Source organism: Curtobacterium sp. PhB191 (assembly GCF_004346515.1).
Lineage (GTDB): Bacteria > Actinomycetota > Actinomycetes > Actinomycetales > Microbacteriaceae > Curtobacterium.
On record NZ_SMBV01000008.1, the window covers coordinates 92,590 to 116,985 of the forward strand.

Annotated in this window: 24 protein-coding genes; 14 read left to right on the forward strand and 10 right to left on the reverse strand. The window is 72.5% G+C overall.

All coding sequences use genetic code 11. The features are described from left to right. Positions 1-124: 124 nt before the first annotated feature. Positions 125-1,135 (reverse strand): alpha/beta hydrolase, encoded by a 1,011-nt coding sequence (locus EDF48_RS14020; RefSeq protein WP_111085552.1) that lies wholly within the window; start codon positions 1,133-1,135, stop codon positions 125-127. Between the two features lie 176 nt (positions 1,136-1,311). Between EDF48_RS14020 and EDF48_RS14025 the strand changes: the two genes are divergently transcribed. Together EDF48_RS14025 and EDF48_RS14030 are read left to right on the forward strand one after the other, a co-directional pair. Further along, positions 1,312-2,166, forward strand: coding sequence for a polyphosphate kinase 2 family protein (locus tag EDF48_RS14025; RefSeq protein ID WP_243648844.1), 855 nt, complete (start codon positions 1,312-1,314; stop codon positions 2,164-2,166). A 268-nt stretch (positions 2,167-2,434) separates the two neighbouring features. After that, a complete protein-coding gene (locus EDF48_RS14030; RefSeq protein ID WP_131880756.1) occupies positions 2,435-4,438 on the forward strand; it encodes a DEAD/DEAH box helicase in 2,004 nt (667 codons plus the stop codon). A gap of 150 nt (positions 4,439-4,588) precedes the next feature. Here EDF48_RS14030 and EDF48_RS14035 read toward each other — a convergent pair whose 3' ends face one another. Together EDF48_RS14035 and EDF48_RS14040 are read right to left on the reverse strand one after the other, a co-directional pair. Then, positions 4,589-5,098 carry a DinB family protein gene (locus tag EDF48_RS14035; RefSeq protein WP_123293670.1) on the reverse strand — a complete coding sequence of 170 codons (510 nt, stop codon included), beginning with the start codon at positions 5,096-5,098 and terminating at the stop codon, positions 4,589-4,591. A gap of 60 nt (positions 5,099-5,158) precedes the next feature. Next, positions 5,159-5,701: a MarR family transcriptional regulator gene (locus EDF48_RS14040; protein WP_123937540.1), complete on the reverse strand. Its 543-nt coding sequence runs from the start codon at positions 5,699-5,701 to the stop codon at positions 5,159-5,161. Between the two features lie 202 nt (positions 5,702-5,903). Between EDF48_RS14040 and EDF48_RS14045 the strand changes: the two genes are divergently transcribed. The 4 genes from EDF48_RS14045 to EDF48_RS14060 all read left to right on the forward strand — a co-directional run bounded on the left by EDF48_RS14045 (position 5,904) and on the right by EDF48_RS14060 (position 11,982). Then, the gene (locus EDF48_RS14045) at positions 5,904-6,503 is read left to right on the forward strand and encodes a hypothetical protein (RefSeq protein ID WP_111085548.1); all 600 of its coding nucleotides are present in this window, start codon (positions 5,904-5,906) and stop codon (positions 6,501-6,503) included. Positions 6,504-6,594: 91 nt separating this feature from the next. Then, positions 6,595-7,782 carry a S24/S26 family peptidase gene (locus EDF48_RS14050; protein WP_123937541.1) on the forward strand — a complete coding sequence of 396 codons (1,188 nt, stop codon included), beginning with the start codon at positions 6,595-6,597 and terminating at the stop codon, positions 7,780-7,782. Between the two features lie 61 nt (positions 7,783-7,843). Continuing rightward, a complete protein-coding gene (locus tag EDF48_RS14055) occupies positions 7,844-9,007 on the forward strand; it encodes an exonuclease SbcCD subunit D (protein WP_131880758.1) in 1,164 nt (387 codons plus the stop codon). Continuing rightward, positions 9,007-11,982: an SMC family ATPase gene (locus tag EDF48_RS14060; RefSeq protein ID WP_131880760.1), complete on the forward strand. Its 2,976-nt coding sequence runs from the start codon at positions 9,007-9,009 to the stop codon at positions 11,980-11,982. The genes EDF48_RS14055 and EDF48_RS14060 overlap by 1 nt, the downstream gene beginning before the upstream one ends. A 45-nt stretch (positions 11,983-12,027) precedes the next feature. Here the strand turns inward: EDF48_RS14060 and EDF48_RS19165 are convergent, their stop codons facing one another. Further along, positions 12,028-12,204 carry a hypothetical protein gene (locus tag EDF48_RS19165; RefSeq protein ID WP_165932402.1) on the reverse strand — a complete coding sequence of 59 codons (177 nt, stop codon included), beginning with the start codon at positions 12,202-12,204 and terminating at the stop codon, positions 12,028-12,030. Continuing rightward, on the reverse strand, positions 12,201-13,013 hold the full coding sequence (locus EDF48_RS14065) for a class E sortase (RefSeq protein WP_243698110.1): 813 nt from the start codon (positions 13,011-13,013) through the stop codon (positions 12,201-12,203). Before EDF48_RS14065 ends, EDF48_RS19165 begins: the two co-directional genes overlap by 4 nt. A 92-nt stretch (positions 13,014-13,105) precedes the next feature. Here EDF48_RS14065 and EDF48_RS14070 point away from each other — a divergent pair, with 92 nt between their 5' ends. Continuing rightward, positions 13,106-13,534 (forward strand): GNAT family acetyltransferase, encoded by a 429-nt coding sequence (locus tag EDF48_RS14070; RefSeq protein WP_131880762.1) that lies wholly within the window; start codon positions 13,106-13,108, stop codon positions 13,532-13,534. A gap of 9 nt (positions 13,535-13,543) precedes the next feature. On the opposite strand, the gene EDF48_RS14075 is transcribed toward EDF48_RS14070, so the two are convergent. Continuing rightward, positions 13,544-14,473 (reverse strand): EamA family transporter, encoded by a 930-nt coding sequence (locus EDF48_RS14075; RefSeq protein ID WP_165932408.1) that lies wholly within the window; start codon positions 14,471-14,473, stop codon positions 13,544-13,546. A gap of 36 nt (positions 14,474-14,509) precedes the next feature. Here EDF48_RS14075 and EDF48_RS14080 point away from each other — a divergent pair, with 36 nt between their 5' ends. The 6 genes from EDF48_RS14080 to EDF48_RS14105 all read left to right on the forward strand — a co-directional run bounded on the left by EDF48_RS14080 (position 14,510) and on the right by EDF48_RS14105 (position 20,592). Continuing rightward, entirely contained in the window at positions 14,510-15,628 is a 1,119-nt protein-coding gene (locus EDF48_RS14080) for a CPBP family intramembrane glutamic endopeptidase (RefSeq protein ID WP_131880766.1), read from the forward strand. A 9-nt stretch (positions 15,629-15,637) separates the two neighbouring features. Further along, positions 15,638-17,491, forward strand: coding sequence for a DNA helicase RecQ (recQ, locus tag EDF48_RS14085; RefSeq protein ID WP_131880768.1), 1,854 nt, complete (start codon positions 15,638-15,640; stop codon positions 17,489-17,491). Positions 17,492-17,582: 91 nt separating this feature from the next. Beyond that, positions 17,583-18,329 carry a lysophospholipid acyltransferase family protein gene (locus EDF48_RS14090; protein ID WP_131880770.1) on the forward strand — a complete coding sequence of 249 codons (747 nt, stop codon included), beginning with the start codon at positions 17,583-17,585 and terminating at the stop codon, positions 18,327-18,329. Positions 18,330-18,463: 134 nt separating this feature from the next. Continuing rightward, positions 18,464-18,817, forward strand: a complete 354-nt coding sequence (locus EDF48_RS14095) for a hypothetical protein (RefSeq protein ID WP_123937550.1) — start codon at positions 18,464-18,466, stop codon at positions 18,815-18,817. A gap of 256 nt (positions 18,818-19,073) precedes the next feature. Next, entirely contained in the window at positions 19,074-19,673 is a 600-nt protein-coding gene (locus EDF48_RS14100; protein WP_131880772.1) for a M23 family metallopeptidase, read from the forward strand. Between the two features lie 82 nt (positions 19,674-19,755). Further along, on the forward strand, positions 19,756-20,592 hold the full coding sequence (locus tag EDF48_RS14105; RefSeq protein ID WP_131880834.1) for an NAD(P)-dependent oxidoreductase: 837 nt from the start codon (positions 19,756-19,758) through the stop codon (positions 20,590-20,592). 45 nt (positions 20,593-20,637) lie between these two features. Here EDF48_RS14105 and EDF48_RS14110 read toward each other — a convergent pair whose 3' ends face one another. Both EDF48_RS14110 and EDF48_RS14115 read right to left on the reverse strand, forming a co-directional pair. Beyond that, positions 20,638-20,841, reverse strand: a complete 204-nt coding sequence (locus tag EDF48_RS14110) for a hypothetical protein (protein WP_131846957.1) — start codon at positions 20,839-20,841, stop codon at positions 20,638-20,640. A 10-nt stretch (positions 20,842-20,851) separates the two neighbouring features. Beyond that, entirely contained in the window at positions 20,852-21,370 is a 519-nt protein-coding gene (locus EDF48_RS14115) for a MarR family transcriptional regulator (RefSeq protein ID WP_123340168.1), read from the reverse strand. A 163-nt stretch (positions 21,371-21,533) separates the two neighbouring features. Here EDF48_RS14115 and EDF48_RS14120 point away from each other — a divergent pair, with 163 nt between their 5' ends. Further along, positions 21,534-22,427, forward strand: a complete 894-nt coding sequence (locus EDF48_RS14120; protein ID WP_165901469.1) for an alpha-E domain-containing protein — start codon at positions 21,534-21,536, stop codon at positions 22,425-22,427. 177 nt (positions 22,428-22,604) lie between these two features. On the opposite strand, the gene EDF48_RS14125 is transcribed toward EDF48_RS14120, so the two are convergent. Continuing rightward, on the reverse strand, positions 22,605-23,951 hold the full coding sequence (locus tag EDF48_RS14125) for an MFS transporter (RefSeq protein ID WP_347812850.1): 1,347 nt from the start codon (positions 23,949-23,951) through the stop codon (positions 22,605-22,607). Continuing rightward, positions 23,948-24,358 (reverse strand): MarR family transcriptional regulator, encoded by a 411-nt coding sequence (locus EDF48_RS14130; protein WP_111085532.1) that lies wholly within the window; start codon positions 24,356-24,358, stop codon positions 23,948-23,950. Before EDF48_RS14130 ends, EDF48_RS14125 begins: the two co-directional genes overlap by 4 nt. Between the last annotated feature and the right edge of the window lie 38 nt (positions 24,359-24,396).

Here is a 24,396-nt window from a genome sequence, read left to right on the forward strand (position 1 = left end):
CGCTCTCGCGGCACGGACGGCCGCTCGTCGGCGAGAAATGTCGCTTCGGCGGCACACAACCCGCCCGCGGCCGAACCCGCGCACGGCGCCCCCGCGGCCGTGCGCACGGCGCCCCCGCAGCGCCTCAGCCCAGCTGGGTCCGGAAGAACGTCGCCACGCGGCGGCTCATCGCCTCGTCGAGCTGCGCGATCGAGTGCGCCGTCCCCTCGACCTGCACGAACGTGACCGGCACGTCGTGCGACCGGAGCGTCGCCGCGAACTCCTGCGACTCCCACAGCGGGATGAACTCGTCCGTCGAGTGCCCGATGAAGAACGGCGCCGTGTCCGAGGTGACGTGGTACTCCGGCGACGCCCGGGTGGCCGCCGGACACTTCGCGTAGGTCCGGCAGCCGAGGTACAGCAGCTGCTTCCGCTGGAAGGACGCGGAGACCCCGTCGGCCCGGGTCGAGCGTGACGTCAGGTTCGTGGGGCCGCTCAGGTCGACGACCGCACGGATCCGGTCGCCCTCGGCGTAGGCGGCGGACTCGTGGTCGGTCACCGCGAGCATCGCCGCCAGGTTGCCGCCCGCGCTCCCGCCGAACACCCCGACCCGCTGGGAGTCGACGTCGTACGTGGACAGCGTCGTGGGGCGGAACACGTAGTCGAGTGCCCGTCGGACGTCGTCGAGACCGGCCGGGAACGGGTCGGTGGGGGCGAGCCGGTAGTCGACGTTGAACGTGACGAAGCCCTCGGACGCCAGGTACTTGCACACCGACCGGTAGGCGGCCGTGGCCTTGTCGCCGTGCGACCAGCTGCCGCCGTGGATCATCAGCACCGCGGGCCGACCGGTGCTGGCTGCGGCCTCGGCGGGGTCGGCCGTCGGGGTGGCGGACGGCGTCGCCGTGGGGGTCGCGGTCGTCTCCGGGGCGCTGTCGGCCGGCAGGCAGACGTCGAGTCGCTGCAGCGGAGCCGTGCCGTACGGCACATCCGCGACCACGTCGATGCCGTGGTACTGCAGGGACAGCGGGTAGATGACGCTGTCCGCGGTGACCGTCGCGTTCTCGTCACCGACGGGGTCCGTACTGCAGGACGCGACCGCGCCGAGCGCCACGACCGCGGCGACGAGCGCGAGCACTGTGCGACGGCCGGACTTCATCGGTTCCACGGTAGCCGCACCCGAGGCCGGCCACGTCACCCGAGCGGAGGAACCCCGACCGCGCACCCGACCGCGCAACCCGACGGCGGAACCGGACGGCGCAGCCCGACGGCGGAACCGCCACAGTGCCAGGATGAGAGCTGGGGGCACCCGCCGCCAGGACCGCAGGAGGACCCGTGAGCCGTCGCAAGGCCTGGAACGCCGATCCCGAACCACTGCTCCGCGTCGACCCGGGCTTCCGCCTCGACCAGGTCGACCCGGATGCGACGCCGGGCTTCCCCGGCCGCAAGATCGACGGGCTCGAAGCACTCGCCGCGGGGGCGTCCCGCCTCGCCGCCCTGCAGGAGCGCCTGTACGCGGCGTCGACCGCCGGCGACCAGCGCCGGGTGCTGCTCGTCCTGCAGGCGATGGACACCGCCGGCAAGGGCGGCATCGTCTCGCACGTCGTCGGTGCGGTCGACCCCAACGGCGTGCGGTACGCGGGCTTCAAGGCCCCGACGGCCGAGGAGCGCGAGCACGACTTCCTCTGGCGCATCGAGCGGCAGCTCCCGAGTGCCGGGCAGCTCGGCGTCTTCGACCGCTCGCACTACGAGGACGTCCTCATCCAGCGCATCCGGGCGTTCGCGGCGCCGGACGAGATCGAACGACGGTACGGCGCGATCACCGAGTTCGAGGACCGCCTCACCGCCGAGGGCACCACCATCGTCAAGGTGATGCTGCACATCTCGAAGGACGAGCAGCGCGAACGCCTCGGCGAGCGACTCGACCGTCCCGACAAGCACTGGAAGTTCAACCCGGCCGACATCGACGAGCGCCTGCTGTGGGACCGCTACCAGGACGCGTACCAGATCGTGTTCGACCGGACCTCGACCCCGCAGGCGCCCTGGTACGTCGTGCCGGCGAACCGCAAGTGGTACGCCCGCCTGGCGGTGCAGCAGCTCCTGCTCCGGGCCCTCGAGGACATGCAGCTCTCGTGGCCGAAGGCGGACTTCGACGTGGCCGAGCAACGACAGCGGCTCGCCGAGTCCTGACCGACGGGCAGGCCGGGAGGCACGGGCCGGGTCCGGCTCGCGGCCGTCCGTCGACGACGGGGCTGGCATCAGAGCGCGGGGTCGCGTAGACTCGCTCGGTCGGCCTTCGACGCCGTGACATCGTGATCACGGGCTTTTTGTTGGGTGTGTGTTGCTCGAGGGCTGGAATCACGTCGAATCGCGACGGGATGAACCCCCTCTCCGCAAGCAGCCCCCGCCGATGTCGCTGTCGGGCGCTGCGGTTCGTTGCGCACCCGAGAAAGCAGTCATGGCTCCGTACAACAAGGGCGCGGACAACCGCGCCTCCGATCGTCCCCGCCACCCGAACGGCACCCCCGCCGCACGCAGCAGCAAGCACCGCGGGTTCCGCGCCGCCGAGCCGACCGCGCCGCGCCAGAAGCAGCGCTGGGACGCCGAGGAGCGTCGCGGCCGCTCGGCGCAGGGCGAGCGCCCCGCGCGCCCGAACTGGGAGCCCCGCGACAGCGGCGGCCAGCGCCGCCCGGAGCGCGACGACCGTGGTGGACGCGGCTTCAACCGTGACGACCGCGCTCCCCGTCGCTTCGACCGCGACGACCGTGCGCCCCGTCGTGACAACGACGACCGTCCGCGTCGCTTCGATCGTGACGACCGGGCCCCGCGCAGCTTCAACCGCGACGACCGTGCGCCCCGTCGTGACAACGACGATCGTCCCCGTCGTTCGTTCGACCGCGACGACCGCGCCCCGCGTCGTGACAACGACGACCGTCCCCGTCGCAGCTTCGACCGCGACGACCGCGCTCCCCGCAGCTTCAACCGCGATGACCGTGCGCCCCGTCGTGACAACGACGACCGCCCGCGTCGCAGCTTCGACCGCGATGACCGCGCTCCGCGTCGTGACAACGACGACCGTCCCCGTCGCAGCTTCGACCGTGACGACCGCGCCCCGCGCAAGTTCGATCGCGACGACCGCGCTCCGCGTAAGTTCGACCGCGACGACCGCAGCGCTCCCCGCCGCTCCTTCGACGAGCCGGAGCGCGGCAAGTTCGTCCCCGCCGACGACGTCAAGCTCGCGAAGCTCCAGGCCGAGTCCACCGTGGCGTCGGACGTCGAGGGCGTGACCTTCGGCGACCTCGGCATCGGCGGCAACATCTCCCGCGCCCTGCAGGAGCTCGGCGCGAGCAGCCCGTTCCCGATCCAGGCCGCGACGATCCCCGACGTGATCGCCGGCAAGGACGTCCTCGGCCGTGGCCGCACGGGCTCCGGCAAGACCATCGCGTTCGGCGCCCCGCTCGTCGAGAAGCTCATGGAGCACGGCGGCGGCACGAAGCGCAAGATGGGCCGCGCCCCGCGTGCGCTCATCCTCGCGCCGACCCGCGAGCTGGCCCTGCAGATCGACCGCACGGTGCAGCCGATCGCCCGCTCGGTGGGCCTCTTCACGACGCAGATCTACGGCGGCGTGCCGTACGGCCGCCAGGAGGGCGCGCTCGAGCGTGGCGTCGACATCATCGTCGGCACCCCTGGTCGTGTGCAGGACCTCATGAACAAGGGGAAGCTCGACCTCAGCGAGGTCGTCATCTCCGTGCTCGACGAGGCCGACCACATGTGCGACCTCGGGTTCCTCGAGCCGGTGCAGGAGATCCTCTCCGCCACCGCCGAGGTCACCCCGCAGGGCAACCGTGCACAGAAGCTGCTGTTCAGCGCGACGCTCGACACCCAGGTCGCGGCGCTCGTCGAGCAGTTCCTGCACGAGCCGAGCGTGCACGAGGTCGCGGGTGAGGACCAGGCGTCCTCGACCATCGACCACCGTGTCCTCGTGGTCGAGCAGCGCGAGAAGGACCGTGTCCTCGAGGAGCTCGTCGCCGGCGACGGCAAGACGATCGTCTTCGCCCGGACCCGTGCCTACGCCGAGCGCCTGGCCGACCAGTTCGAGGACGCCGGCATCCGTGCCACGTCGCTCCACGGCGACCTGAACCAGTCGCGCCGGACCCGGAACCTGCAGCTCCTGACGAGCGGCCGGGTGAACGTGCTCGTCGCCACCGACGTCGCCGCCCGCGGCATCCACGTCGACGACGTGTCGCTCGTCGTGCAGGCGGACGCCCCGGACGACTACAAGGCGTACATGCACCGCTCCGGCCGGACGGGTCGTGCCGGCAAGGAGGGCACCGTCGTGACCCTGGTCCCGCGTGGTCGCATCCGCAAGATCGAGGGCATCCTCGAGCGTGCCGAGATCGCGGCGGACCTCGTGCAGGCCGCCCCCGGTGACGGCATCGTGTCGGAGCTCGCCGCGCGCTAGTCGCGACCAGACGCACGACGGGAGGCCCGGTACCAGCTGGTACCGGGCCTCCCGTCCGTCACGTGGTGAGCAGAAATGGTCGGGTCCCGAAATCGGACCCGACCATTTCTGCTCACGAAGCGAGCACGCCCTCGCGTGCGCGCGACCGCGTCAGCGGTTGAAGAACAGCAACCCGCGCACGAAACCGGCCTGGCCGGCGTGCTGCGTGCAGTCGTCGAGGATGCTCACGAGCCGGGCACCGGCGGTGACGGGCGGGTCCCACGCGTCGTCGACCACGGGGTCGAGGTCGTCCGGGCCGAGCGTGCCGAGGTACGCGACGGTGCGGTCGTGGACGGCACGCAGGTACCCGGTGAGCAGCTCGGCCGAAGCACGCACGCGACCGACGTCGTCGCGGGACATGCCGTAGCCGAGGGCCTCGGCCGGGAACGGCAGGCCGAACCGCTCGTACCAGCCGTCGGCGGTCCACACCTGCGCGGTGCCGGCGAGGTCGGCGATCTGGACGTCCTGCCCACGGGCGGTGTGCCACGCGAGCCACGCCAGGGTGTTCGCCCCGGCGGCCGGACGCGCTGCGAGTTGGTCCTCGGACAGGCCGTCGACGGCACGTTCGACGGTCTCGGGGACGCGGGAGAACGCTTCGATCAGGACTTCGGACGGTGTCATGCGCACCACGCTACGCGCGCGCCCCGACACGCGAGGTCACGCAGATCGTCGCGCCGACCGTCACGCTGAGCGGGCTGCGGTCTCCGCGCGCGAGTGGCGGTCCAGGGCGTCGCCGAGCCCGGCGAACGCGGCGGCGAGGCGGACCCGGTCGGCGGGGGCGACGACCTCGCGGAAGGCGTCCGAGTAGACGGCGCCGATCTGCCGGGCCACCTCGGCGCCCGAGGCCGTGAGGTGCAGCAGGACGCTGCGACGGTCCTGCGGGTTCGGGCGGCGCTCGAGGTGTCCGCGCTGCTCGAGCCGGTCGACGAGCGAGGTCATGGCGCCTGTGGTGAGCTCGAGGTACTCGCCGGCCTGCTTCGGCGTGATCCCCTCGCCGTCGGCCGCGGCCAGGAAGAACACGAAGCGGGTGTCGGTGGCGTTCAGCCCGCGCACGACGCTCTCGTGGTGCAGGACGCGGGCGTGCTGCGTCTGGAGCAGGCGGAAGGCGGTGAGGAGCTTCGCGAGGTCGGTGTCCGAGTCCACGCGCTCCGGCACGGAGACGGTCGGCGACACGGGCGCGGGCGGCAGGGTGTCGGGCAGGACGGGCTGGGTGGTGTCCGTCATCGGCGGCTCTTCTCGGCAGGGGGTGGGAAGACTCAGTCAACAAGTATCTCACTCGTCAAGATACCCCCGGCACGGGGTGGTTCCTTCCCTTGTGAGTTGCTCGGCGGAAAAGTAACTTGATCGTCGTAGCAAACACCACGGCACCGACGCGACCAACCACCGCGACCACGGCGCCACCGTTTCCGGATCAGGAGCTCCCGCAATGTCTCGTGTCACCCCTCGCGCCGCCCGTCTCGCGGCCTGGATCGCCATCCCCGCCGCCCTCGTCGCCTCGGGTGTCGTCGTCTCGACCGCGTCCTACTCGGCGTTCTCGGCCACCACCGTCAACCCGACCAGCAACTGGACCGCCGGCAGCGTCGCCCTCACCGACGACGACAACAACACCGCGCTCTTCACCGCGACGGGCCTCAAGCCCGGCTCCACCGGCGCCAACTGCATCACGGTCACGTCGACCGGCTCGCTGGCCTCGACCGTGAAGCTGTACGGCACGAACCCGGCCACCACGAACAACCTCTCGGGCAACATCAACCTGCAGGTCGAGCAGGGCACCGGCGGTGGCTTCGGCTCCTGCACCGGCTTCACCCCGGCCGCGACCAGCGGAACGCTCTACAACGGCACCCTCGCCGCGTTCGGCACCGGCTCGACGAACTTCGCCACCGGCCTCGGCACCTGGGCCCCGACCGGGTCCGCGTCCGAGTCGCGCGTCTACCGCTTCACCTACACGGTCTCGAGCACCGCGCCGAACACGGTGCAGGGCGGCACCGCGTCCCTCGGCCTCACCTGGGAGGCCCAGAACAGCTGAGCCGGGAGCCCTCCCCACCCGGTGACCGGGGCTCGGCCCGAGCCCGCCTCGGTCACCACCCCCGAGAACGCGCCCCCGGTCGAAGGCAGTCATGAGCAGCATCGCAGTGCACGGTGGTCCCACACCGCACGCCGTGCTCCGTGACGTCGTCGACTGGGGGCGCGTCGTCGTCGGCACCGTTGCACGCGGTGTGGTCGCGACCCTCCTCGGCCTCGCCCTGTGGGCGGCAGCCCCCGCGCTGATCGGCTGGCAACCGACGACGGTGATGACCGGGTCGATGGAGCCGCGCCTCACGCCCGGGGACGTCGTCGTCTCGCGCCCGGTCGCGTCCGGTGAGGTCCGGACGGGCAAGATCCTGCTCGCGGACGACCCGGACCAGCCGGGTCACCTCCGCATGCACCGCTACGTCGAGGACGGCCCGGGAGGCACCCTGGTCACCAAGGGCGACGCGAACCCGCAGCAGGACTCCACACCGCTCGAACGCTCGGCCGTGCACGGGGTCGCCTTCCTGCGCATCCCGTTCGTCGGGGCGCCGATCTTGTGGCTCCGGCAGGGGGAATGGGTCAGGGTCGTCGTGCTCGCACTCGGCCTGACCGCGCTGCTGGCGCTCTGCACGGTCGACGGGTCGCTCCGCCGCCTCACGGCGATCGACGACGACGACGCCGACGGCTCGGACGGGGGCGACACCGCCCACGGGTCGGGTGACGGGCCGTCGGACGGTACCGATGCCGGACGGGAGGCGCGGGACGACGCCGCCACGCGCCTCCCGTCCGGCGGGACCACCGTCGTCACCCGTCGCTCGCTCCGGGTGCACGAGCGTCGCGTGCAGCGGCTGCGCCGCTTCGGCGGTGCGGCGGCGGTCCTCGTCATCGCGGGGAGCATCGGCGTGCTCGTGCCGGCGCAGGCGGTTGCCGTGCCGTGGTCGCGGACGACCGTGAACCCCGTCTCGAACTTCACGGCGGGCACGGCCACCGGTGTCCCCACGCTGACCTGCACGGCCGCGTCGTCGAGCACCGTGACGATCACCTGGACCTACACGGACCCCACCGTGCCGAACTCGTTCGACCTCATGAACGGGTCGACCCAGCTCGCGACCGCCACGACCGCTGGACAACGTTCGCTCGTCTACGGCGGGGCGGGCCTGCTCGACCTGGGCACGACCTACACGCTGAACCTCCGCACGAACCTCGGCAACAACTGGACCGCGACCAGCACCCCGACCGTGAAGGTGCGGGTCGTCTCGGTCCTCGGCCTGGCGTCGGCGAGCTGCGTGCCCTGAGTTCTCCACAGGCGGCGCGCGGCCGTCCGGCGATGTCCCCGGCCGGCGTTACCGTGTCCGCATGCGCATCCTGCACACCGGCGACTGGCACCTCGGCCGCACGCTGCTCGGTGCAGACCTCCTCGAGCACCAGGCGGCGTTCACCGACTGGCTCGTCGACCTCGTGCGGGACCGCTCCGTCGACCTGGTCGTGATCGCCGGTGACGTGTACGACCGGGCGATCCCGCCGATCGACGCGGTCCGGATGCTGTCCCGGGTGCTCGAACGCCTGGCCGAGACGGCGACCGTGGTGCTCACGCCCGGCAACCACGACTCCGCCGCACGCCTGGGCTTCGGCGCCGGTGTGATGGACCGCCGCGTCCGCATCCTGGCCGAACCCGCCCGGATCGCGGACCCGGTGCTCGTCAACGACGCCGACGGCCCGGTGGCGGTCTACGGCATCCCGTACCTGCACCCCGACCTCACCCGCTACGCACTGGCCGACGTGCCGGACGAGCCCCTCGCGCGGTCGCACCACGCCGTCGTGCACGCCGCCACCGAGCGGATCCGGTCCGACCTCGCGTTGCGCGGCGGTACCCGCAGCGTCGTCGTCGCACACGCCTTCGTCGGCGGGGCGGACCCGAGCGACAGCGAGCAGGACATCCGCGTCGGCGGTGTCGACCGGGTGGCCGAGTCGGTCTTCGACGGCTTCGACTACGTCGCCCTCGGGCACCTGCACGGCCCGCAGCGGGTCGGCGACGGTGGACGGATCCGGTACGCCGGCTCACCGCTGGCGTTCTCGTTCGGCGAGCGGCACCAGCAGAAGTCGGTGACGATCGCCGAGCTCGACGCGGCCGGTGGCGTCTCGGTCGAACTCGTGCCCGCTCCCGTGCCGCGCCGCCTGGTCGACGTGCGCGGGAGCATCGACGACATCGAGTCCGGGGTCTTCCGGGCCGACGCCGACGCCTGGGTGCGGGTGGCCGTGACCGACACGGTGCACCCCGAGCGCATGTACGCCCGGGTGAAGGACCACTTCCCGCACGCGCTGGCGATCACGCACGAACCCGCCGACCGCGGTCCGGCCTCGGTGGCCCGTGCGGTCACGGCGACGTCCGACCCGGTCGAGGTCGCAGCCGACTTCGTGGCCTTCGCCACCGGTGCCGCCCCGGACGACGACGAACACGCCGTCCTGACCGAGGCGCACGAGGCCGCTGTGCTGGCGCTGCAGCGCGAGGGGGACCGCTGATGTACCTGCACCGACTCGAACTCCGCGCCATCGGGCCCTACCCCGACCTGGTGTCCATCGACTTCGCAGCGCTCGCGGCCTCCGGGGTGTTCCTGCTCGAGGGGCCGACGGGCTCCGGCAAGTCGACCATCATCGACGCCGTCGTGTTCGCCCTGTACGGCGGGCTCGCCGGGTCCGACGCCAGTTCCGACCGGCTGCACAGCCAGCACGCCGACCCCGCGGTGGAGCCGTTCGTCGAGCTCGTCTTCGAGACCAGCGCAGGGACCTACCGGGTCCGCCGCACCCCGCAGTACGACCGCCCGAAGCAACGGGGGACCGGCACCGTCAAGCAGCAGGCGTCCGTGCAGCTCTTCCGTCTGGCGAACCCGTCCGACGTCGCCGGCGAACCGATGTCGTCACGCATCCCCGAGGTCGGCGTCGAGATCGGCCGCATCGTCGGGCTCGACCGCGCGCAGTTCCTGCAGACCGTGGTGCTGCCGCAGGGCGAGTTCGCACGGTTCCTGCGGTCCCCGGGCGAAGAGCGCCGCAAGCTCCTGCAGTCCCTGTTCGGCACGCAGGTCTACGACCGCACGGCCGACGAACTCGCCGCGCGGCGCCGTGCCGTGCAGGCCGAGGTCGACGGTGCCGACGACCGCGTGCGTGATGCCCTGAACCGCTTCGCCCAGGCCGCCGGTCTCGACGACGCCGACGAGACCGTCGTGCCGTCGACGGTGGCGTCGGTCCGTGCGGCGGCCGATGCCGCTGCCGCCGTCCGTGCTGCAGCAGCCGCGGCGGCGACGACCGCTGCCGAGCACGAACAGGCGGTCACGGCGCGTGCGACCGCCCTCGAACGACGCGCGGGACTGCTCGTGCGACGGGCCGCGCTCGACGACGACGCCCCCGCCGTCGACGCCGCCCGGTCGGCCCTCGCACTCGGCGAACGCGCCGCCCGGGTGACCGCCGTGGCCGACGGACTCGACGCCGCAGTCATGCGCGCCGACGAGACCACTGCGGCGGCCCGGTCGCTGCGTGACCGCCACGGGATCACCGCCGACGCCGACGCCGTCGTGCTGCGACGCGACGCCCTGGCCGACGACCTGTCGGCCGTCCGGCACCTCGTCGCGGTCGAGGACGGCGCCGCTGCCCGTCGGTCCACCATCGCCGGGGCCACCGCGGACGCCGAGCAGATCGCCGAGCAGCTGCTCGAACGCGACGCCGCACTCGACGCCCATCCCACCGAGCGGGCCCGCATCGTCGAGGCCGCACGCACCGCGGCCCGCACGGCAGCCGACTCGGACGCCGCCGCGCACGAGGTCACCCGGATCCGGTCCCTCCGAGCCGACCTCGTGGCGCGCGACCACGTGGCGCAGCGGGTCGCCACGGCCGAGCAGTCCGTCGCTGCCGCGCGCCGGTCGGCGACCGACGCCCTCACGGCCGAGCGGGCACTCCGCGAACGCCGGATCGCCGGGCTCGCCGGAGAACTCGGGGCGGCGCTCACGGCCGGCGACCCGTGCCCGGTCTGCGGGTCGACGGCGCACCCGTCGGTGGCGACCCCGCAGGACGACCACCCCACGACCGCGGCCGTCGACGCCGCCGGCGACGCCACTCGCCGAGCGGACCAGCACCTCGCCGACGCCGCGTCGGACCTGGCGGTCGAACGTGCCGAACACCAGCGGCTCGTCGACGTCGTCGGCACGGTCGACACCGCCGCGCTCGACGCCCTGACCGCGGCCGCCGACGAACGGGTCCGGGCCGCGCACGACGCTGCCGCGCTCGTCCTGCAGCACGAGCGGCAGCGGGCGGAGCACGACACGACGACCGGACGGCTCCAGCGCGAGCGGAACGACCTCGACGCACGGCGGACCGTCCTGGTCTCGACCGCGCTGGCCGACGCCGAGCGGCTCGACACCGACCTCGGCACCGTGGCCGCGGCGCTCGAGCGGCTCGGAGCACTCCTCGACGAGCGTCCCGCGACGCTCCGGACAGCCGTCGAGCTCCTCGACGAGCGACTCGAGGCGTACCGCGCGGTCGTGCAGGCCGACGAACGGGTGGCCGCCGCGACCCGTGCCCGCGACGACCGCCGTACCGAGGTCGACCGGGTCCTCGACGACCAGGACTTCGCCGACGTCGCCGCAGCGCGGGCCGGACGGCTCGAACCCGACAGCACCGACCGGCTGCGGGCGCTGATCAGTGCGGCCGAGGCCGAGCGGGCCGTCGTCGTGGCCGGTCTGGCCGAACCCGCCGTGGTCGCCGCGGCGGACGACTCCGCGGAACGCCTCGACCTCGACGGCGCCCGGGCCGGACGCCAGCGCGCTGCCGCCGCACTCGACGAGGCCGCCGCGGTCACCGTCTCCGCGGCCGACCGTGCCGACGCGGTCGACCGGTGCGCGACCGAGGTCACCCGGGCGACCCGTGCCCGTGACGAGACGTCGGCACGCAGCCGCGCCGTGGTCCGGCTCGCCGACATCGCGAACGGGGTCACCGCGGCGAACCCGACGGGGATCACCCTGGGCACCTACGTGCTCATGCGCCGGTTCGAGGACGTCGTCGCCGCGGCCAACGACCGACTCCGGGCGATGCTCGCGGGGCGGTTCACGCTCGAGACCTCGGACGAGCGGGAGTCCGGGTCACGGGCACGCCGGACCGGCCTGGCACTCGCCGTGCACGACCACTCCACCGACACCGTGCGGGACCCCCGCAGCCTGTCCGGCGGCGAGACGTTCACCGTGTCGCTGTGCCTGGCGCTCGGGCTGGCCGACGTCGTGCAAGCCGAGGCCGGTGGCGTCTCGCTCGGCACGCTCTTCGTCGACGAGGGGTTCGGCACGCTCGACCCGGAGACCCTCGACGACGTCATCGGGCAGTTGTCGCGACTGACCGCCGGTGGACGGCAGGTCGGCATCGTCAGCCACGTCGAGGAACTCAAGCAGCGGATCCCGGAGCGGATCGCCGTGCGTCGCACCGCGGCCGGCGGCTCGCAGGTGACGACAACGGTCTGACGCCGCCTGCCGTCCGGCGCCGGTCCTGGTTCCGGGTGTAACCCGTCACGGGGTCGGCGTGGACTCCACGGTGCCGTCCGGCGGCGGCAGGATGTCCGCCGCGATCCACGGGAACACCCACTGGAACAGGACGAACACGATCGCGGCGAGCAGCACGAGCAGCTCGAGCATCTTCAGGAACGTGGGGCCGGGCAGCAGCCGCCAGACGAGGGGGAAGATCACTTGGCCGTCTCCGAGAGTTCCTTCGGGGTGCCCTCGGAAGCGGGCATCCAGTAGTCGAGCTTCGCGTGCGTGACGAACCGTTCGGCTGCCGACCACATCGGGTGGCACGCGGTCAGGGTCAGCCAGCGGTCCGACGGCGAGGGGTCGACTCCGGGCTTGTTCGGCACCGGCGCGATCGTCTCGATGTGGTCCGGCGTGACGATCTGGCTGTCGGTGACCTTGTAGACGTACCAGACGTCGAACTTCGCCTTCGCGTCGGTGACCCGCACGACGACGGAGTCGTCCTTCTTGAGCTCCGCGATCTGGTTGAGCGGCTTGCCGTAGGTCACGCGGTGCCCGGCGACGGCGAAGTTGCCGGGAGCACCGGGCATCGCGGTGTCCTGGTAGTGCCCGAGCCCGATGGTGTTGAGGACCTTCTCACGGTCCGTGCCCTCGCCGATCGGCCGGTTGTAGTCCTTGCCGAAGCGGGGGATCTGCATCGTGCCGAACACGTCGGAGAGATCCGGTGGCTCGGCGAGCACAGGTGCGGTGCCGCGGTGCTCGGTTCCGGCCCCGTCCGGGGTCTTCAGCTGGTCGAGCCCCTCGACGAGCTTCGACTGCTCGTTGACCGCCACGACGTCCGTCCACCACGCGGTCCACACCACGTACAGCCCGGTGCCGGCACCCGCGATGATGAGCAGTTCGGCGATGAGCGAGACGATCGCGCCACCGACCGTCTGCCGTCGCCGGGGGGAACGGCGCCCGGACCGTCTGCCGCCGTCGTCGTCCCGCGCGCTGCGGCGCGACGGGATGGTGTCGTGTGCGGTCACGGGGCTCCTGATCGGCTGGTCGGTCGGACAGGTCTATCAGATCACGACGACGGTCCGGTGACGACGTTCTCCACACCCCGTAACGTGGGGGGATGGAGTACCGGATCCGCCCGTTCCGCGCCGACGACACCGACGCGGTCGTCGCCCTCTGGGAATCGTGCGGTCTCGTCCGCCCGTGGAACGACCCCCGCCGCGACATCGCGCGCAAGGCCACGGTCCAGCCCGAGCTCTTCCTGGTGGCGGAGTCGGAGAGCAGCGCCGTCGTCGCCGCGGGGATGGTCGGTTTCGACGGGCACCGCGGCTGGGTCAACTACCTCGCCGTGCAGCCGGACCTGCAGGGCTCCGGTCTCGGCCGGACACTGATGGCCGAGTTCGAGCGGCTGCTCACCGACCTCGGCTGCCCGAAGGTGAACCTGCAGATCCGTGCCGGCAACGAGCGGGTGCTCGGCTTCTACGAGTCCCTCGGGTACTCCGACGACCGCACCGTGTCGCTCGGCAAGCGACTCATCCCCGACGTCTGAGTCGTCCGGTCACGCCAGGGCCAGGCCCACCGACGCGATGAACGCCAGCGCGATGCCGATCCACTGCGGCGCGGTCAACCGCTCCCGCAGCACCACCCCGGCCAGCACGACCGTGCCGATGGGGTAGAGCGCGTTGAGCACGCTCACGACGGGCAGGGTGCCCGGGTCGTCGCTCGCGTGCAGCCCCGCCTGGATGCACACGTTCGCCAGGGCGTCGAGGACGCCGCACGCCGCGACCGTCAGCAGCAGACGCGGCGGCCACCAGCGCCCTGGAGGCACGGCAGACCCTGCGACGCCGACCGACGCTGCGGGGTCTGCCGCGCCTCCAGACCGCGCCCCGCGCCCGGCACGCACCGTCACCACGAGCGCCGCCGCACCCAGCAGCACCGTCTGCAGCACCCGCGCGACCACGAGCGGGTGGATGCCCGCGCCGGGCGGTGTCGCGTCGTACGCCAGCACGATCCCGCCGAACCCGCACCCGGCGACCGCGGCCGCGACGACCCCACGCACGGTGAGTCGTGCACCCGAGGTGTCCCGCACGGCCGCCACCAGCACCACCGCGACGACGGCCACGACCACCGCGGCGACGGCCAGCGGTGACAGGACGGTCCCGCGGGCCACGGCCACCAGGACCGGGACGACGGCGGCGAACACCGCGGTCAGGGGGGACAGCACGCTCATCGGGCCGATCGCCAACGCGGCGTAGAGCAACAGGACCCCGACCGCGCCGGACAGTCCGGCGACGGCGCCCCAGAGGGTGCCCGCCCACGACGGCGTGCCCCCGAGCACGGCCAGACCGATCAGCAGCGGCACGATCCCGATCGCCGCGGCGACGGCGGTGACCGCCACCGGACGGATGCGCCGCGAGGCGAGCCCGCCGAGGAAGTCGGCGAAACCGTAGACGACGGCTCCGGTCAGGCCGAACAGCACGGTGAGCACGGGTCCCATCCTGCCCGGCCCGGTAGCCTGCGGGGCGTGAGTGTTCCCTACCACCGCCTGACCCGTGTCGACGCACGATGGAGGTGGTGGCGCCCGCTGGTCGCCCTCGCGTTCCTGGCGGGCTGGTACCTCGCCTCGCAGGTGCTCCTCACCGTCGCGTACTTCGTCCCGGTCGCGGCGGTCGGGGGCGAGTCCGGCCTGTACGACCTGCTCGACGACCTGCAGCGCGGAGCCCTGGACCCGACCGATCCGCTGATCCTGTCGCTGACCCTGGTGTCGCTGGTCGTCCTGCTGCCCGGCATCCTGCTGGCGGTAAAGGTCGCACGGCTCGGGCCCGGCGCGATCCTGACGTCGACGCGCTTCCGGGTGCGGTGGGCGTGGACGGCGTGGTGCGTGCTGCCGACCCTCGTCATCGCCGTGGTGATGTTCCTCGTGCAGACCAGCGGGATGTTCACGTTCGACGGCGGCTTCGGCTGGGACCACGCCGCGATCGGGCAGTCGTCGGTCTCCCTCGGCACCCTCACGCTCACGCTCGTCCTCGTCGTGCTGCTCGTCCCGTTCCAGGGCGCGGCCGAGGAGTTCATCTTCCGCGGTTTCCTCATGCAGACGATCGCCTCGTGGATCCCGCGACGCACCGGCACGATCATCGCCGTCGCGGTGTCGACCGTCGTCTTCGCGGTGCTGCACATCCCGAACGGCTACAACGTCTGGGGCATCCTCGACGTCGGTTCGTTCGGCCTGATCGCGGCGATCATCGTGCTCCGCACCGGCGGTCTCGAGGCCACCGTGCTGCAGCACGCCTTCAACAACATCATGATCTTCGTGCTGCAGGCGCCGGGCTGGTCGGGGATCGACCTGGCGTCTTCGGACGCCAACGGCACGCTCGGTGGCTGGCTCGTCACCCTCGGCACCTCGCTCGCGTTCTGGGGCATGGTCGAGGTCCTGGCGTGGTGGCGGAAGCTCGACCGGACGTTCGCCGGGCACCAGGCGCCGCGGTTCCGCGGGACGCCGCCGGTGTGGGCGGGTGGCAAGCGCTGGCTCGGCCCGGCGGGCACGGGCTGGGCCGTCGCGCCGGCTAACGCCAACGATGTCGACGCAGCTGCTGTGGACCGTGCCGCTGTGGACAGTGCCGTGGGTGTCGCCGGTCGCCCGTAGGCTCGTGGCATGAGCACCACGCCCGCGCCCGCCGCCGTGTCTGCTTCGCGAGCCGCCGCGCTCGACGTCCTGCACCGCGTGTGGGGCTACGACGACTTCCGTGGCGAGCAGGCGGCGATCATCGACCAGGTGGTCGCCGGCGGTGACGCCCTGGTGCTCATGCCCACCGGCGGTGGCAAGTCGCTCTGCTACCAGGTGCCCGCGCTCGTACGCGACGGCGTCGGGGTCGTGGTGTCGCCGCTCATCGCGCTCATGCAGGACCAGGTCGACGCCCTCGCGGCGAACGGGGTGCGTGCCGCCTTCCTCAACTCGACGCAGGGGCCCGACGAGCGTGCCCGGGTCGAGCGCGCGGTCGTCCAGGGCGAGGTCGACATGCTCTACCTCGCGCCCGAGCGGCTCCGGCTCGAGTCCACGCGCGCGCTCCTCGACCGGGCGCGGGTGTCGCTGTTCGCCATCGACGAAGCGCACTGCGTCGCCCAGTGGGGCCACGACTTCCGGCCGGACTACCTCGAGCTGAGCGTCCTGCACGAGCGCTGGCCGACCGTGCCCCGGATCGCCCTCACGGCCACGGCGACCCCGCAGACCCACCAGGAGATCTCGGCGCGGCTCGGCCTCGACGACGCCGCACACTTCGTCGCCGACTTCGACCGCCCGAACGTCCAGTACCGCATCGAACCGAAGACCGGCGCGCTGCAGCAGCTCCTCACCTTCATCCGCACCGAGCACAGCGGCGACTCGGGCATCGTCTACTGCCTGTCGCGCAAGTCGGTCGAGCGGACCGCCACCGCACTGGCCGAACAGGGCATCCAGGCGCTGCCGTACCACGCAGGGCTCGACGCCCGGGTGCGTGCGCGCAACCAGTCGACCTTCCTGCGCGAGGACGGCATCGTCATGGTCGCGACGATCGCCTTCGGCATGGGCATCGACAAGCCCGACGTCCGGTTCGTGGCGCACCTCGACCTGCCGAAGTCGGTCGAGGGGTACTACCAGGAGACCGGTCGTGCCGGGCGCGACGGCCTGCCCTCGACCGCGTGGCTGGCGTACGGCCTGAACGACGTCGTGCAGCAGCGACGGATGATCGACCAGTCCGAGGGCGACGCCGCACACCGTCGGCAGCTCAGCGCCCACCTCGACGCCATGCTGAGCCTGTGCGAGACGATCGAGTGCCGCCGGGTGCGGCTCCTGGCGTACTTCGGGCAGCCGTCCACGGCCTGCGGCAACTGCGACACGTGCATCGCCCCGCCCGAGTCGTGGGACGGCACCGTGCCCGCGCAGAAGCTGCTGTCCACGGTCGTCCGGCTCGAGCGTGAGCGCGGTCAGCGGTACGGCGTCGCCCATCTCGTCGACATCCTGGTCGGCAAGCAGTCACCGCGGGTGCAGGAACTGCAGCACGAGTCCCTGGCGACCTTCGGCATCGGTTCCGACCTGTCCGACGGTGAGTGGCGCGCTGTGGCCAGGCAGTTGCTCGCGCAGGGCTACGCCGCGGTCTCGGGCGACGGGTTCGGCACGGTCGTCCTCAGCCCGACGAGCGCCGAGGTCCTGACCGGCAAGGTCCAGGTGCGGATGCGTCGCGATCCGGTGAAGGCGCCGCGGGCGAGCCGGTCGTCCCGCCGGACCGTCGTCACCGACATGCCCCAGCAGGCGGTCGGCCTGTTCGAGGCCCTCCGGGTCTGGCGTGCAGCCCAGGCGCGCGAGCAGGGTGTGCCGGCGTACGTGGTGTTCAACGACGCGACGCTCCGCGGCATCGCGGCGGTGCGTCCGTCCGACGTCGACCAGCTCGCCGAGATCTCCGGGGTCGGTGCCGCGAAGCTCGAGCGGTACGGCCGCGCGGTGCTCGACGTCGTCGCGTCCGAGGCCGACTGACCCCACGGTCGGACGCGCATGCCGCCGTGGGCATGTACTGCTCGCAGGCGTGATTACACTCGGGAGTTCGCCGTCACGACGAGGAGGCCCGGTGTCCGGTTCGACCAAGTTCGCCACCGTGCTGAGCCGCGCAGTGGTGACACCGCTCGCGCGGATGCTCTGGCGACCGAAGATCATCGGACGCCGCAACGTCCCCAGGCGCGGACCGGTGATCCTCGCGAGCAACCACCGCTCCTTCATCGACTCCCCGGCGATCACGTTGATGGCACCGCGGAAGGTCGCCTTCCTCGCGAAGCAGGAGTACTTCACCGGCACCGGGTTCCGCGGCGCGGTGTCGCGGGCGTTCTTCGGCGGCATCGGTGCGATCGGCGTCGAGCGCGGTGCGGGGGCCGCGGCACAGCAGGCGCTCGACCTGGGGCTCGCGCGGTTGAACGAGGGCGAGGCCTTCGCGATCTACCCGGAGGGCACCCGCTCCCTGGACGGCCGGATCTACAAGGGCCGCACGGGTGTGGCCTGGCTGGCACTGACGAGCGGCGCGCCCGTGGTGCCCGTGGCGCTGACGGGCACGCAGGACGTGCAGCCCGTCGGCTCGAAGCTGCCGAAGCTCGCGAAGGTGACGATCGAGTTCGGGAAGCCGATCGACTTGTCCTCGTTCGGTGAGGCATCGTCCGGACGCGCGCGCCGTCACGCGACCGATGCGGTGATGACCGCGATCCAGGAGCTCAGCGGGCAGGAGCCGGCGAACACGTACAACAACCCGCCGGCGACGATCGTCGAGCGGGTCAAGCGGGCACTGCAGCCCGACGACCCGACCGCGGCTGCCGTCGACCCCGACTGATCGCGATCTGTTCGGTCACTATTGCACATCTGAAATATCGATGGTTGAATGAGGGACGTGCCGCACGGCACGCATCCCCGACGGGTCGCCCGACAACGGCCCGCAACCACGACTCAGATCGGACGGTCAGCAGCATGTCCTCCACCCCGCTCTTCGACTCCATCGCCCAGCGACGCGACCAGCCCGAGGCCCACGTCGTCCCGGCACCGGTTCCGACCCCGGCTCGCGCGGCCGCAGCGCCCGCACCGACCTCACCGATGACCGCTCCCGTCCGTGCCGGTGACTCGACCCTCGTGCCCGCGGCCCTCGTCGCCGCGATCGACGACATCACGGTCCGCGTCACCCCGTCGGTGGTCACCGAGCTCCGCGTGCAGCCCGAGCAGCTCGTCCTGGTCGAGACCGTCGCCGACGCCATCACCCGAGCGGTCGTCGACGCCGTCGCGACCGAACTCGACCGGATCGCCCGCGACGGCGTCGTCCGCGTCTGAGCCCGGCGGTCCCCGAGCGATGACGACGCCCGCTGACGGCCTCCCGCTGCGCCCGCGCGGTGCCGAGCGGCGGGCCGCGAACCGCTCCCGTACTCGCCGACCCGAAGCGTCCGAGCGGCGCCGTGCTGGGCACGGCACGCGTCCGGACGCCCCCAGAGCCGCCGGGGTGGTGGCTCCCCCTTCCGCCACCCCGGCTTCCCCCTCCTCCTTCCGCAGTTCCGTCCGCCGCGCCTTGCCCGCGACGGCGACCGCCGCGGTGACCTGTCTCTTCGTCGCCGTCGGCTCCCCGCAGACCGCGATGGCATCGACCCCGTCGCCGAGTAGCCCCGTGCTCGGCGTGCAGCAGTTCGTCGCCGACGGCTCCGCCCGGCTCTCCGTCGACCGCGACGGCTTCTCCATCGGCAGGGCTGCCGCCGCGCAGGCACGTGCGACCGCCGTCGGCTCGTCGGATGCCGCGGCCCGCCCCACCGCGGGGAACGTGCCGGCCGCCGGTGGGTTCGGCTCGCGCTGGGTGACCGGGTGCTCCGCCTGCACGACGAACCACCAGGGCATCGACTTCGCGGCTCCGATCGGCACCACCGTCGTCGCCGCGATGCCCGGCAGCGTCGTCTCCGCCGGGGTCCTCGGCGGCTACGGCAACCAGGTCCTGCTCCAGCACGCCGACGGCACCCAGACCCGGTACGGCCACCTGTCGGCGATCGGGGTGCGACCCGGTCAGGTCCTGTCGGCCGGTCAACGCCTCGGCGCCGTCGGCAACACCGGCGTCTCCACCGGGGCGCACCTGCACTTCGAGGTCATCGTCGGCGGGGTCCCGGTCGATCCGGCCACCTGGCTGCAGGCCCGCGGGCTCCTCTGACAGCGACGACGGTCGAGCGCGTAGCGTCGGGAACGCCGGGGCACCGAGCCGTGGCAGGACGGAGACGCACGTGCGAGTGACGGTGTTGGGGACCGGGGCGATGGGTGCCGGCGTGGCGGGATCACTGCTGCGCGAGAGGCACCAGGTCACGGTCTGGAACCGGAGTGCCGACAAGGCCGCGCCGCTCGGTGAGCACGGTGCGACGGTCGCCACGGACCCGGGTACCGCCGTCGAGCACGCCGAGGTGGTCCTCCTGACCCTCTTCGACACCGACGCCGTGGTCGACGTGCTCGAACAGGCCGCCGGCGACGCTCCGACCGACGCCGTGTGGATCCAGGCGTCCACGATCGGCGTCGACGGCACCGAGACCGTCGTGCAGCTCGCCGCGAAGTACGGCATCACCCTGGTCGAAGCGATGATGCTCGGCACGAAGGCCCCGGCGGAGCAGGGGAAGCTCACCATGCTGGCGGCCGGCCCCGCCGACCAGGTCGACCGCGTCGTCCCCGTGCTCGACGCGATCGGCGCGAAGACCATCCGCGCCGGCGAGCGGGTCGGCGACGGGACCGCGCTCAAGCTCGCGGCCAACGCCTGGATCGCCTCGATCACCGCGGCCACGGGGCAGTCGCTCGCCCTCGCCGCGGCGCTCGGGCTCGATCCGCAGCTGTTCCTCGACGCGATCGACGGCAGCGCGAGCGACTCGGCCTACGCGCACACCAAGGGCGCGGCGATCATCGCGGGGGAGTTCCCGGCACAGTTCGCGCTCGACGGGCTGCGGAAGGACATCGGGCTGATCGCCGAGGCCGCGCGGGCGAACGACGTGTCCACCACGCTCCTCGACGCCCTGGGGCGGGTCTACGCCGACGCGAGCGCAGCCGGGCACGGCGGCGACGACATCGCGGCGGTCGGCACCGCCTTCTGAGTCGGCGCGCGAGTCGGCGCGCGAGTCGGCGCGCGAGTCGACGCGTCAGTCGCGGCGGAGGAACCGTCGCAGCCGTGCCGTGAGCCGCCCCACGGCCTCGTCGTTCATGGTGTTCGCCAGGTCGAAGGCCTCGCGCGCCGGATCGGCCCCGCCCTGGATCCGTCGGAGTGCGGCGTCGGCGCGGGCCCGCGAGTCGAGTTCGGCGAACGGCATGTCGTCCTCGGGGTCGTGCGTGCCGCGAGGGTCCATGGACAGCAGGTTACGCGCGGCGGAGCGTGCGGGCGCCTGCGTCGACGTCGTCGACCACGCGGACCATCTCGTCGAGGAAGTCCACGACGACGGCCATCTCGTCGGACGGCACGTGCTCGGTGACCTCGAGGGCACGGGCGTCGAGTTCCTCGATCACGCGCAGGGCATGGCCCATCGACGTCCCCGTGGCGGTGAGGATCACGCCGCGGCGGTCGATCGGGTCCTGGTGCCGCTCGACGTGGCCGCTGCGGACCAGCCGGTCGACGAGTGCCGAGGTCGACGCCGCCGTGATCTCGAGGCGCTCGGCCAGGTCCTTCGCGTTGACGGTCCGGCCGTCGTGCTCGGCGTCGATGAGGACCCGCAGTGCGAGAAGCGCGTTCTCGCCGATCCCCAGGGCTTCACGAGCCCGACGCTGCGCGGCGCTCTCGGCGGTGCGGTACCGGCGCAGGGCGTTCAGGACGTCGACGGCGGTGACCGGGGAGTCCTCGTACCAGAACCCCGCGGTGCTGGTCAGGACCTCGGACGTCATCCTGCAATGCTAGACGCTCTAGTTAGATTGTCTAGCGAGGGGTCGGTATCGCGGCGGAGACCCAGGCCCGTGCGCGGACATCGGACACTGCAACACCCGTGACGCGGCTCCGAAACACTCCCGCAACGCCCGCTGGTTAGGTTCTGGGGATGCAGGAGCAGCCGTGCTGAGCCGACTCGCGGGGAACGTCTTCCACGTGGGGAGCGCGGTCGAGCGCACCGACGTGGTCGCACGCCTGCTCGACGTCTACGTCGCCCGACGCGAACCCGGCACCGTCGAGGACGACCGGGCCGTCGCCGCGGAGCTCCGTTCGGTGGTGGGGACCGCCGGACCGGCGAACGACGCCGACCGGTCCGCGACCATCGACGCCCTGGCGCTGGACCGCCACGAGCCGGCGTCCATCGCCGCCGCGGTCGCCGTCGCGCGGGACCACGCCCGTCGAGCCCGCGAGGTCGTCTCGAGCGAACTCTGGGACTGCCTCGACGTCACCCGTTCGCGCATGCCGCGCAAGATCGCCCCGGGCCGCGCGCACGAGTTCCTCGGCTGGGCTCGGGAACGCAGCGCCCTTGCGATCGGCGTGGTCGAAGGGGACGCCAGTCGCGACGAGGTCTGGGAGTTCTTCACCCTGGGCCGCTCCCTGACCCGGGTCGCCTCGACCGCCCGGCTGCTCGCCTCGGGGTTGCTCGAACCGGACTCGGTCACCTCGTGGACGGCGGCGCTCCGGTCCTGCGGTGCGGGCGAGGCCTTCCTGCGTGGCCGGGACCACCATCCGGTGCCGGACGACGCCGCGGCGTTCCTGCTCCTGGACGAGCACAGTCCGCGGTCGCTGCGCTTCACCGTCCGACGGGCCGCCGAGTGCCTGGCCGACGTGGCTCCGTCCTGCGTCGCGGAGGAAGTTGCGGCGTTCTCCGCCGCCCGCGACCGGCTCGAGGCCGTCCCGCCGGACGCAGCGCTCGGCGTCGTCGGCGATGCCGGCGACCGGCTCGCGGCCGCTGCGGACCGTGTCACCGCGGCGCTCGACGAGCGCGTCTTCGCGGTGACCGAACCCGCGCACTGATCGCGGCCCTGGACCGGACCGGCGACGGCCGGGAGGCCCGTGGCGGGCCCGACCCGTGCCTCCCGTCCGCCACGCGAAAGCGTCAGAGCCCCGCCAACGGTTCGCGGAGATCTGTCGCTTTCGCGAGATGGACGCTGCCGCGTCTCGGAGATCTGTCGCTTTCGCGGACTGGACGCGTCAGACGGCACTGGAGCGGTCGGCGACCGCCTCTTCGCGCTCGAGCTCCCGGCGGAGCGCAGCGCGCGAGGCGCGAGTGCCGACCACCGGCATCGCGTGCGTGACCGCGAGGTGCAGGCGGGTGTCCGCGTCGTACCGGAGCCGGAGGCGCTGGAAGCGGACGAGCCAGACGATCGCGATGGCGAGCGCCACGAAGCCCGACGCCGCGCCGACCGCGATGGCCCAGCGGGGACCCCACGCGTCCGCGATGGCACCGACGATCGGGGCGCCGATCGGGGTGCCGCCGGCGAAGATCGCCATGTAGAGCGCCATCACGCGGCCGCGCATCGCGGGCTTGGTGGTGGTCTGGACCAGGGCGTTCGCGGTGGTCATGAAGGTCAGCGCCGCGAGTCCGACGAACACCAGGACGAACGCGAACGTCCAGTACGTGGGTGCGAGGGCGGCAGCCGTGCACGCCAGGCCGAAGCCTCCGGCTGCGAGCACCAGCGTGCGCATCCGCGGCTTGTCCCGGCGGGCGGACATCAGGGCGCCGAACACCGATCCGATCGCCATCACCGAGTTGAGCAGGCCGAACTCGCCGGCGCCCTGGTGGAACTCGACGCGCGCCATCGTCGAGGTGAAGATCGGGAAGTTCACGCCGAACGTGCCGACGACGAAGATCATGCAGAGCACGACGATGATGTCCGGCCGGGTGCGCACGTACCGGAAGCCGGCGACGATCTGCCCTTTGCCGCGGCCGGCGTGCACCCGCTCGGCGAGCTGCGCGGGGTCGACGAAGCGCAGGGCGATGAGGACCGCCAGGAACGAGCCGGCGTTGATGACGAACACCCAGCCGGAGCCGATGGCAGCGATGAGCACGCCGGCGACCGCGGGGCCGATCAGGCGGGCGGCGTTGAACGAGGCGGAGTTCAGTGCGACGGCGTTCGCGACGTTCTCGCCCTGCACGACGTCGGAGACGAACGCCTGCCGGATCGGGGTGTCGAACGCGGCGACGATGCCGAGCGCGAGGGCGAAACCGTACAGCGCGAGCAGCGTGGCGGTGTGCGTGAGGACCATGACGCCGAGGCCCAGCCCGAGCAGGCCCATCAGTGCCTGGGTGAGCATGAGCATCTTGCGACGGTCGAAGCGGTCGGCGGCGAGGCCGGTCAGGGGGAGGAGCAGCAGCTGCGGGCCGAACTGCAGCGCCATCGTGATCCCCACCGCGACGGCGTCGTTGTCGGAGAGCTGGGTCAGGACGATCCAGTCCTGGGCGGTGCGCTGCATCCAGGTACCGACGTTCGACACCAGGGCACCGGCGAACCAGATGCGGTAGTTGCGTCCGGCGAGGGAGCGGAACATGGCGGTCACTGCTGGGCCAACCTCCTCATGATCTCGGTGGCGTCGGCGAGGGTGGCGCGCTCGACGGGGGTGAGTGCGGCGAGCCGCGGGGTGAGCCAGCCGTCACGGCGGCGACGGGTCTCCTCGACGAACGCGGCCCCGGCCGGGGTGGCGCAGAGGACGACCTTGCGCCGGTCGTCGTCGTGGCCGCCCTTGGACACCAGGCCACGCTCGACCAGCACCGCGATGGTCTTCGTCATCGAGGGCGGGGTGACGCCGTCCTGGCGGCTCAGGTCGGCGAGGGTCATCGCGCCGTCGCGGTGGAGCCGGGCGAGCGCCGCGAACTGGGCGTCGGTGACGGTCGTGTCGGCCTTCTGCGCGCGGAGCGTCCGGGACAGCCGGTTCACGGCGATGCGGAGGTCGGTGGCGTCGGTCACAGGTCGTTAGCCTAGCTCATTAGTTCAGTGAACGAACT

Excerpts from the sequence above, each read along its gene's own strand:
- EDF48_RS14020 (WP_111085552.1), bottom strand. The coding sequence starts at position 1,135 with ATGAAGTCCGGCCGTCGCACAGTGCTCGCGCTCGTCGCCGCGGTCGTG.
- EDF48_RS14030 (WP_131880756.1), top strand. The coding sequence starts at position 2,435 with ATGGCTCCGTACAACAAGGGCGCGGACAACCGCGCCTCCGATCGTCCC.
- EDF48_RS14035 (WP_123293670.1), bottom strand. The coding sequence starts at position 5,098 with ATGACACCGTCCGAAGTCCTGATCGAAGCGTTCTCCCGCGTCCCCGAG.
- EDF48_RS14040 (WP_123937540.1), bottom strand. The coding sequence starts at position 5,701 with ATGACGGACACCACCCAGCCCGTCCTGCCCGACACCCTGCCGCCCGCG.
- EDF48_RS14045 (WP_111085548.1), top strand. The coding sequence starts at position 5,904 with ATGTCTCGTGTCACCCCTCGCGCCGCCCGTCTCGCGGCCTGGATCGCC.
- EDF48_RS14050 (WP_123937541.1), top strand. The coding sequence starts at position 6,595 with ATGAGCAGCATCGCAGTGCACGGTGGTCCCACACCGCACGCCGTGCTC.
- EDF48_RS14055 (WP_131880758.1), top strand. The coding sequence starts at position 7,844 with ATGCGCATCCTGCACACCGGCGACTGGCACCTCGGCCGCACGCTGCTC.
- EDF48_RS14060 (WP_131880760.1), top strand. The coding sequence starts at position 9,007 with ATGTACCTGCACCGACTCGAACTCCGCGCCATCGGGCCCTACCCCGAC.
- EDF48_RS14070 (WP_131880762.1), top strand. The coding sequence starts at position 13,106 with ATGGAGTACCGGATCCGCCCGTTCCGCGCCGACGACACCGACGCGGTC.
- recQ (WP_131880768.1), top strand. The coding sequence starts at position 15,638 with ATGAGCACCACGCCCGCGCCCGCCGCCGTGTCTGCTTCGCGAGCCGCC.
- EDF48_RS14095 (WP_123937550.1), top strand. The coding sequence starts at position 18,464 with ATGTCCTCCACCCCGCTCTTCGACTCCATCGCCCAGCGACGCGACCAG.
- EDF48_RS14110 (WP_131846957.1), bottom strand. The coding sequence starts at position 20,841 with ATGGACCCTCGCGGCACGCACGACCCCGAGGACGACATGCCGTTCGCC.
- EDF48_RS14115 (WP_123340168.1), bottom strand. The coding sequence starts at position 21,370 with ATGACGTCCGAGGTCCTGACCAGCACCGCGGGGTTCTGGTACGAGGAC.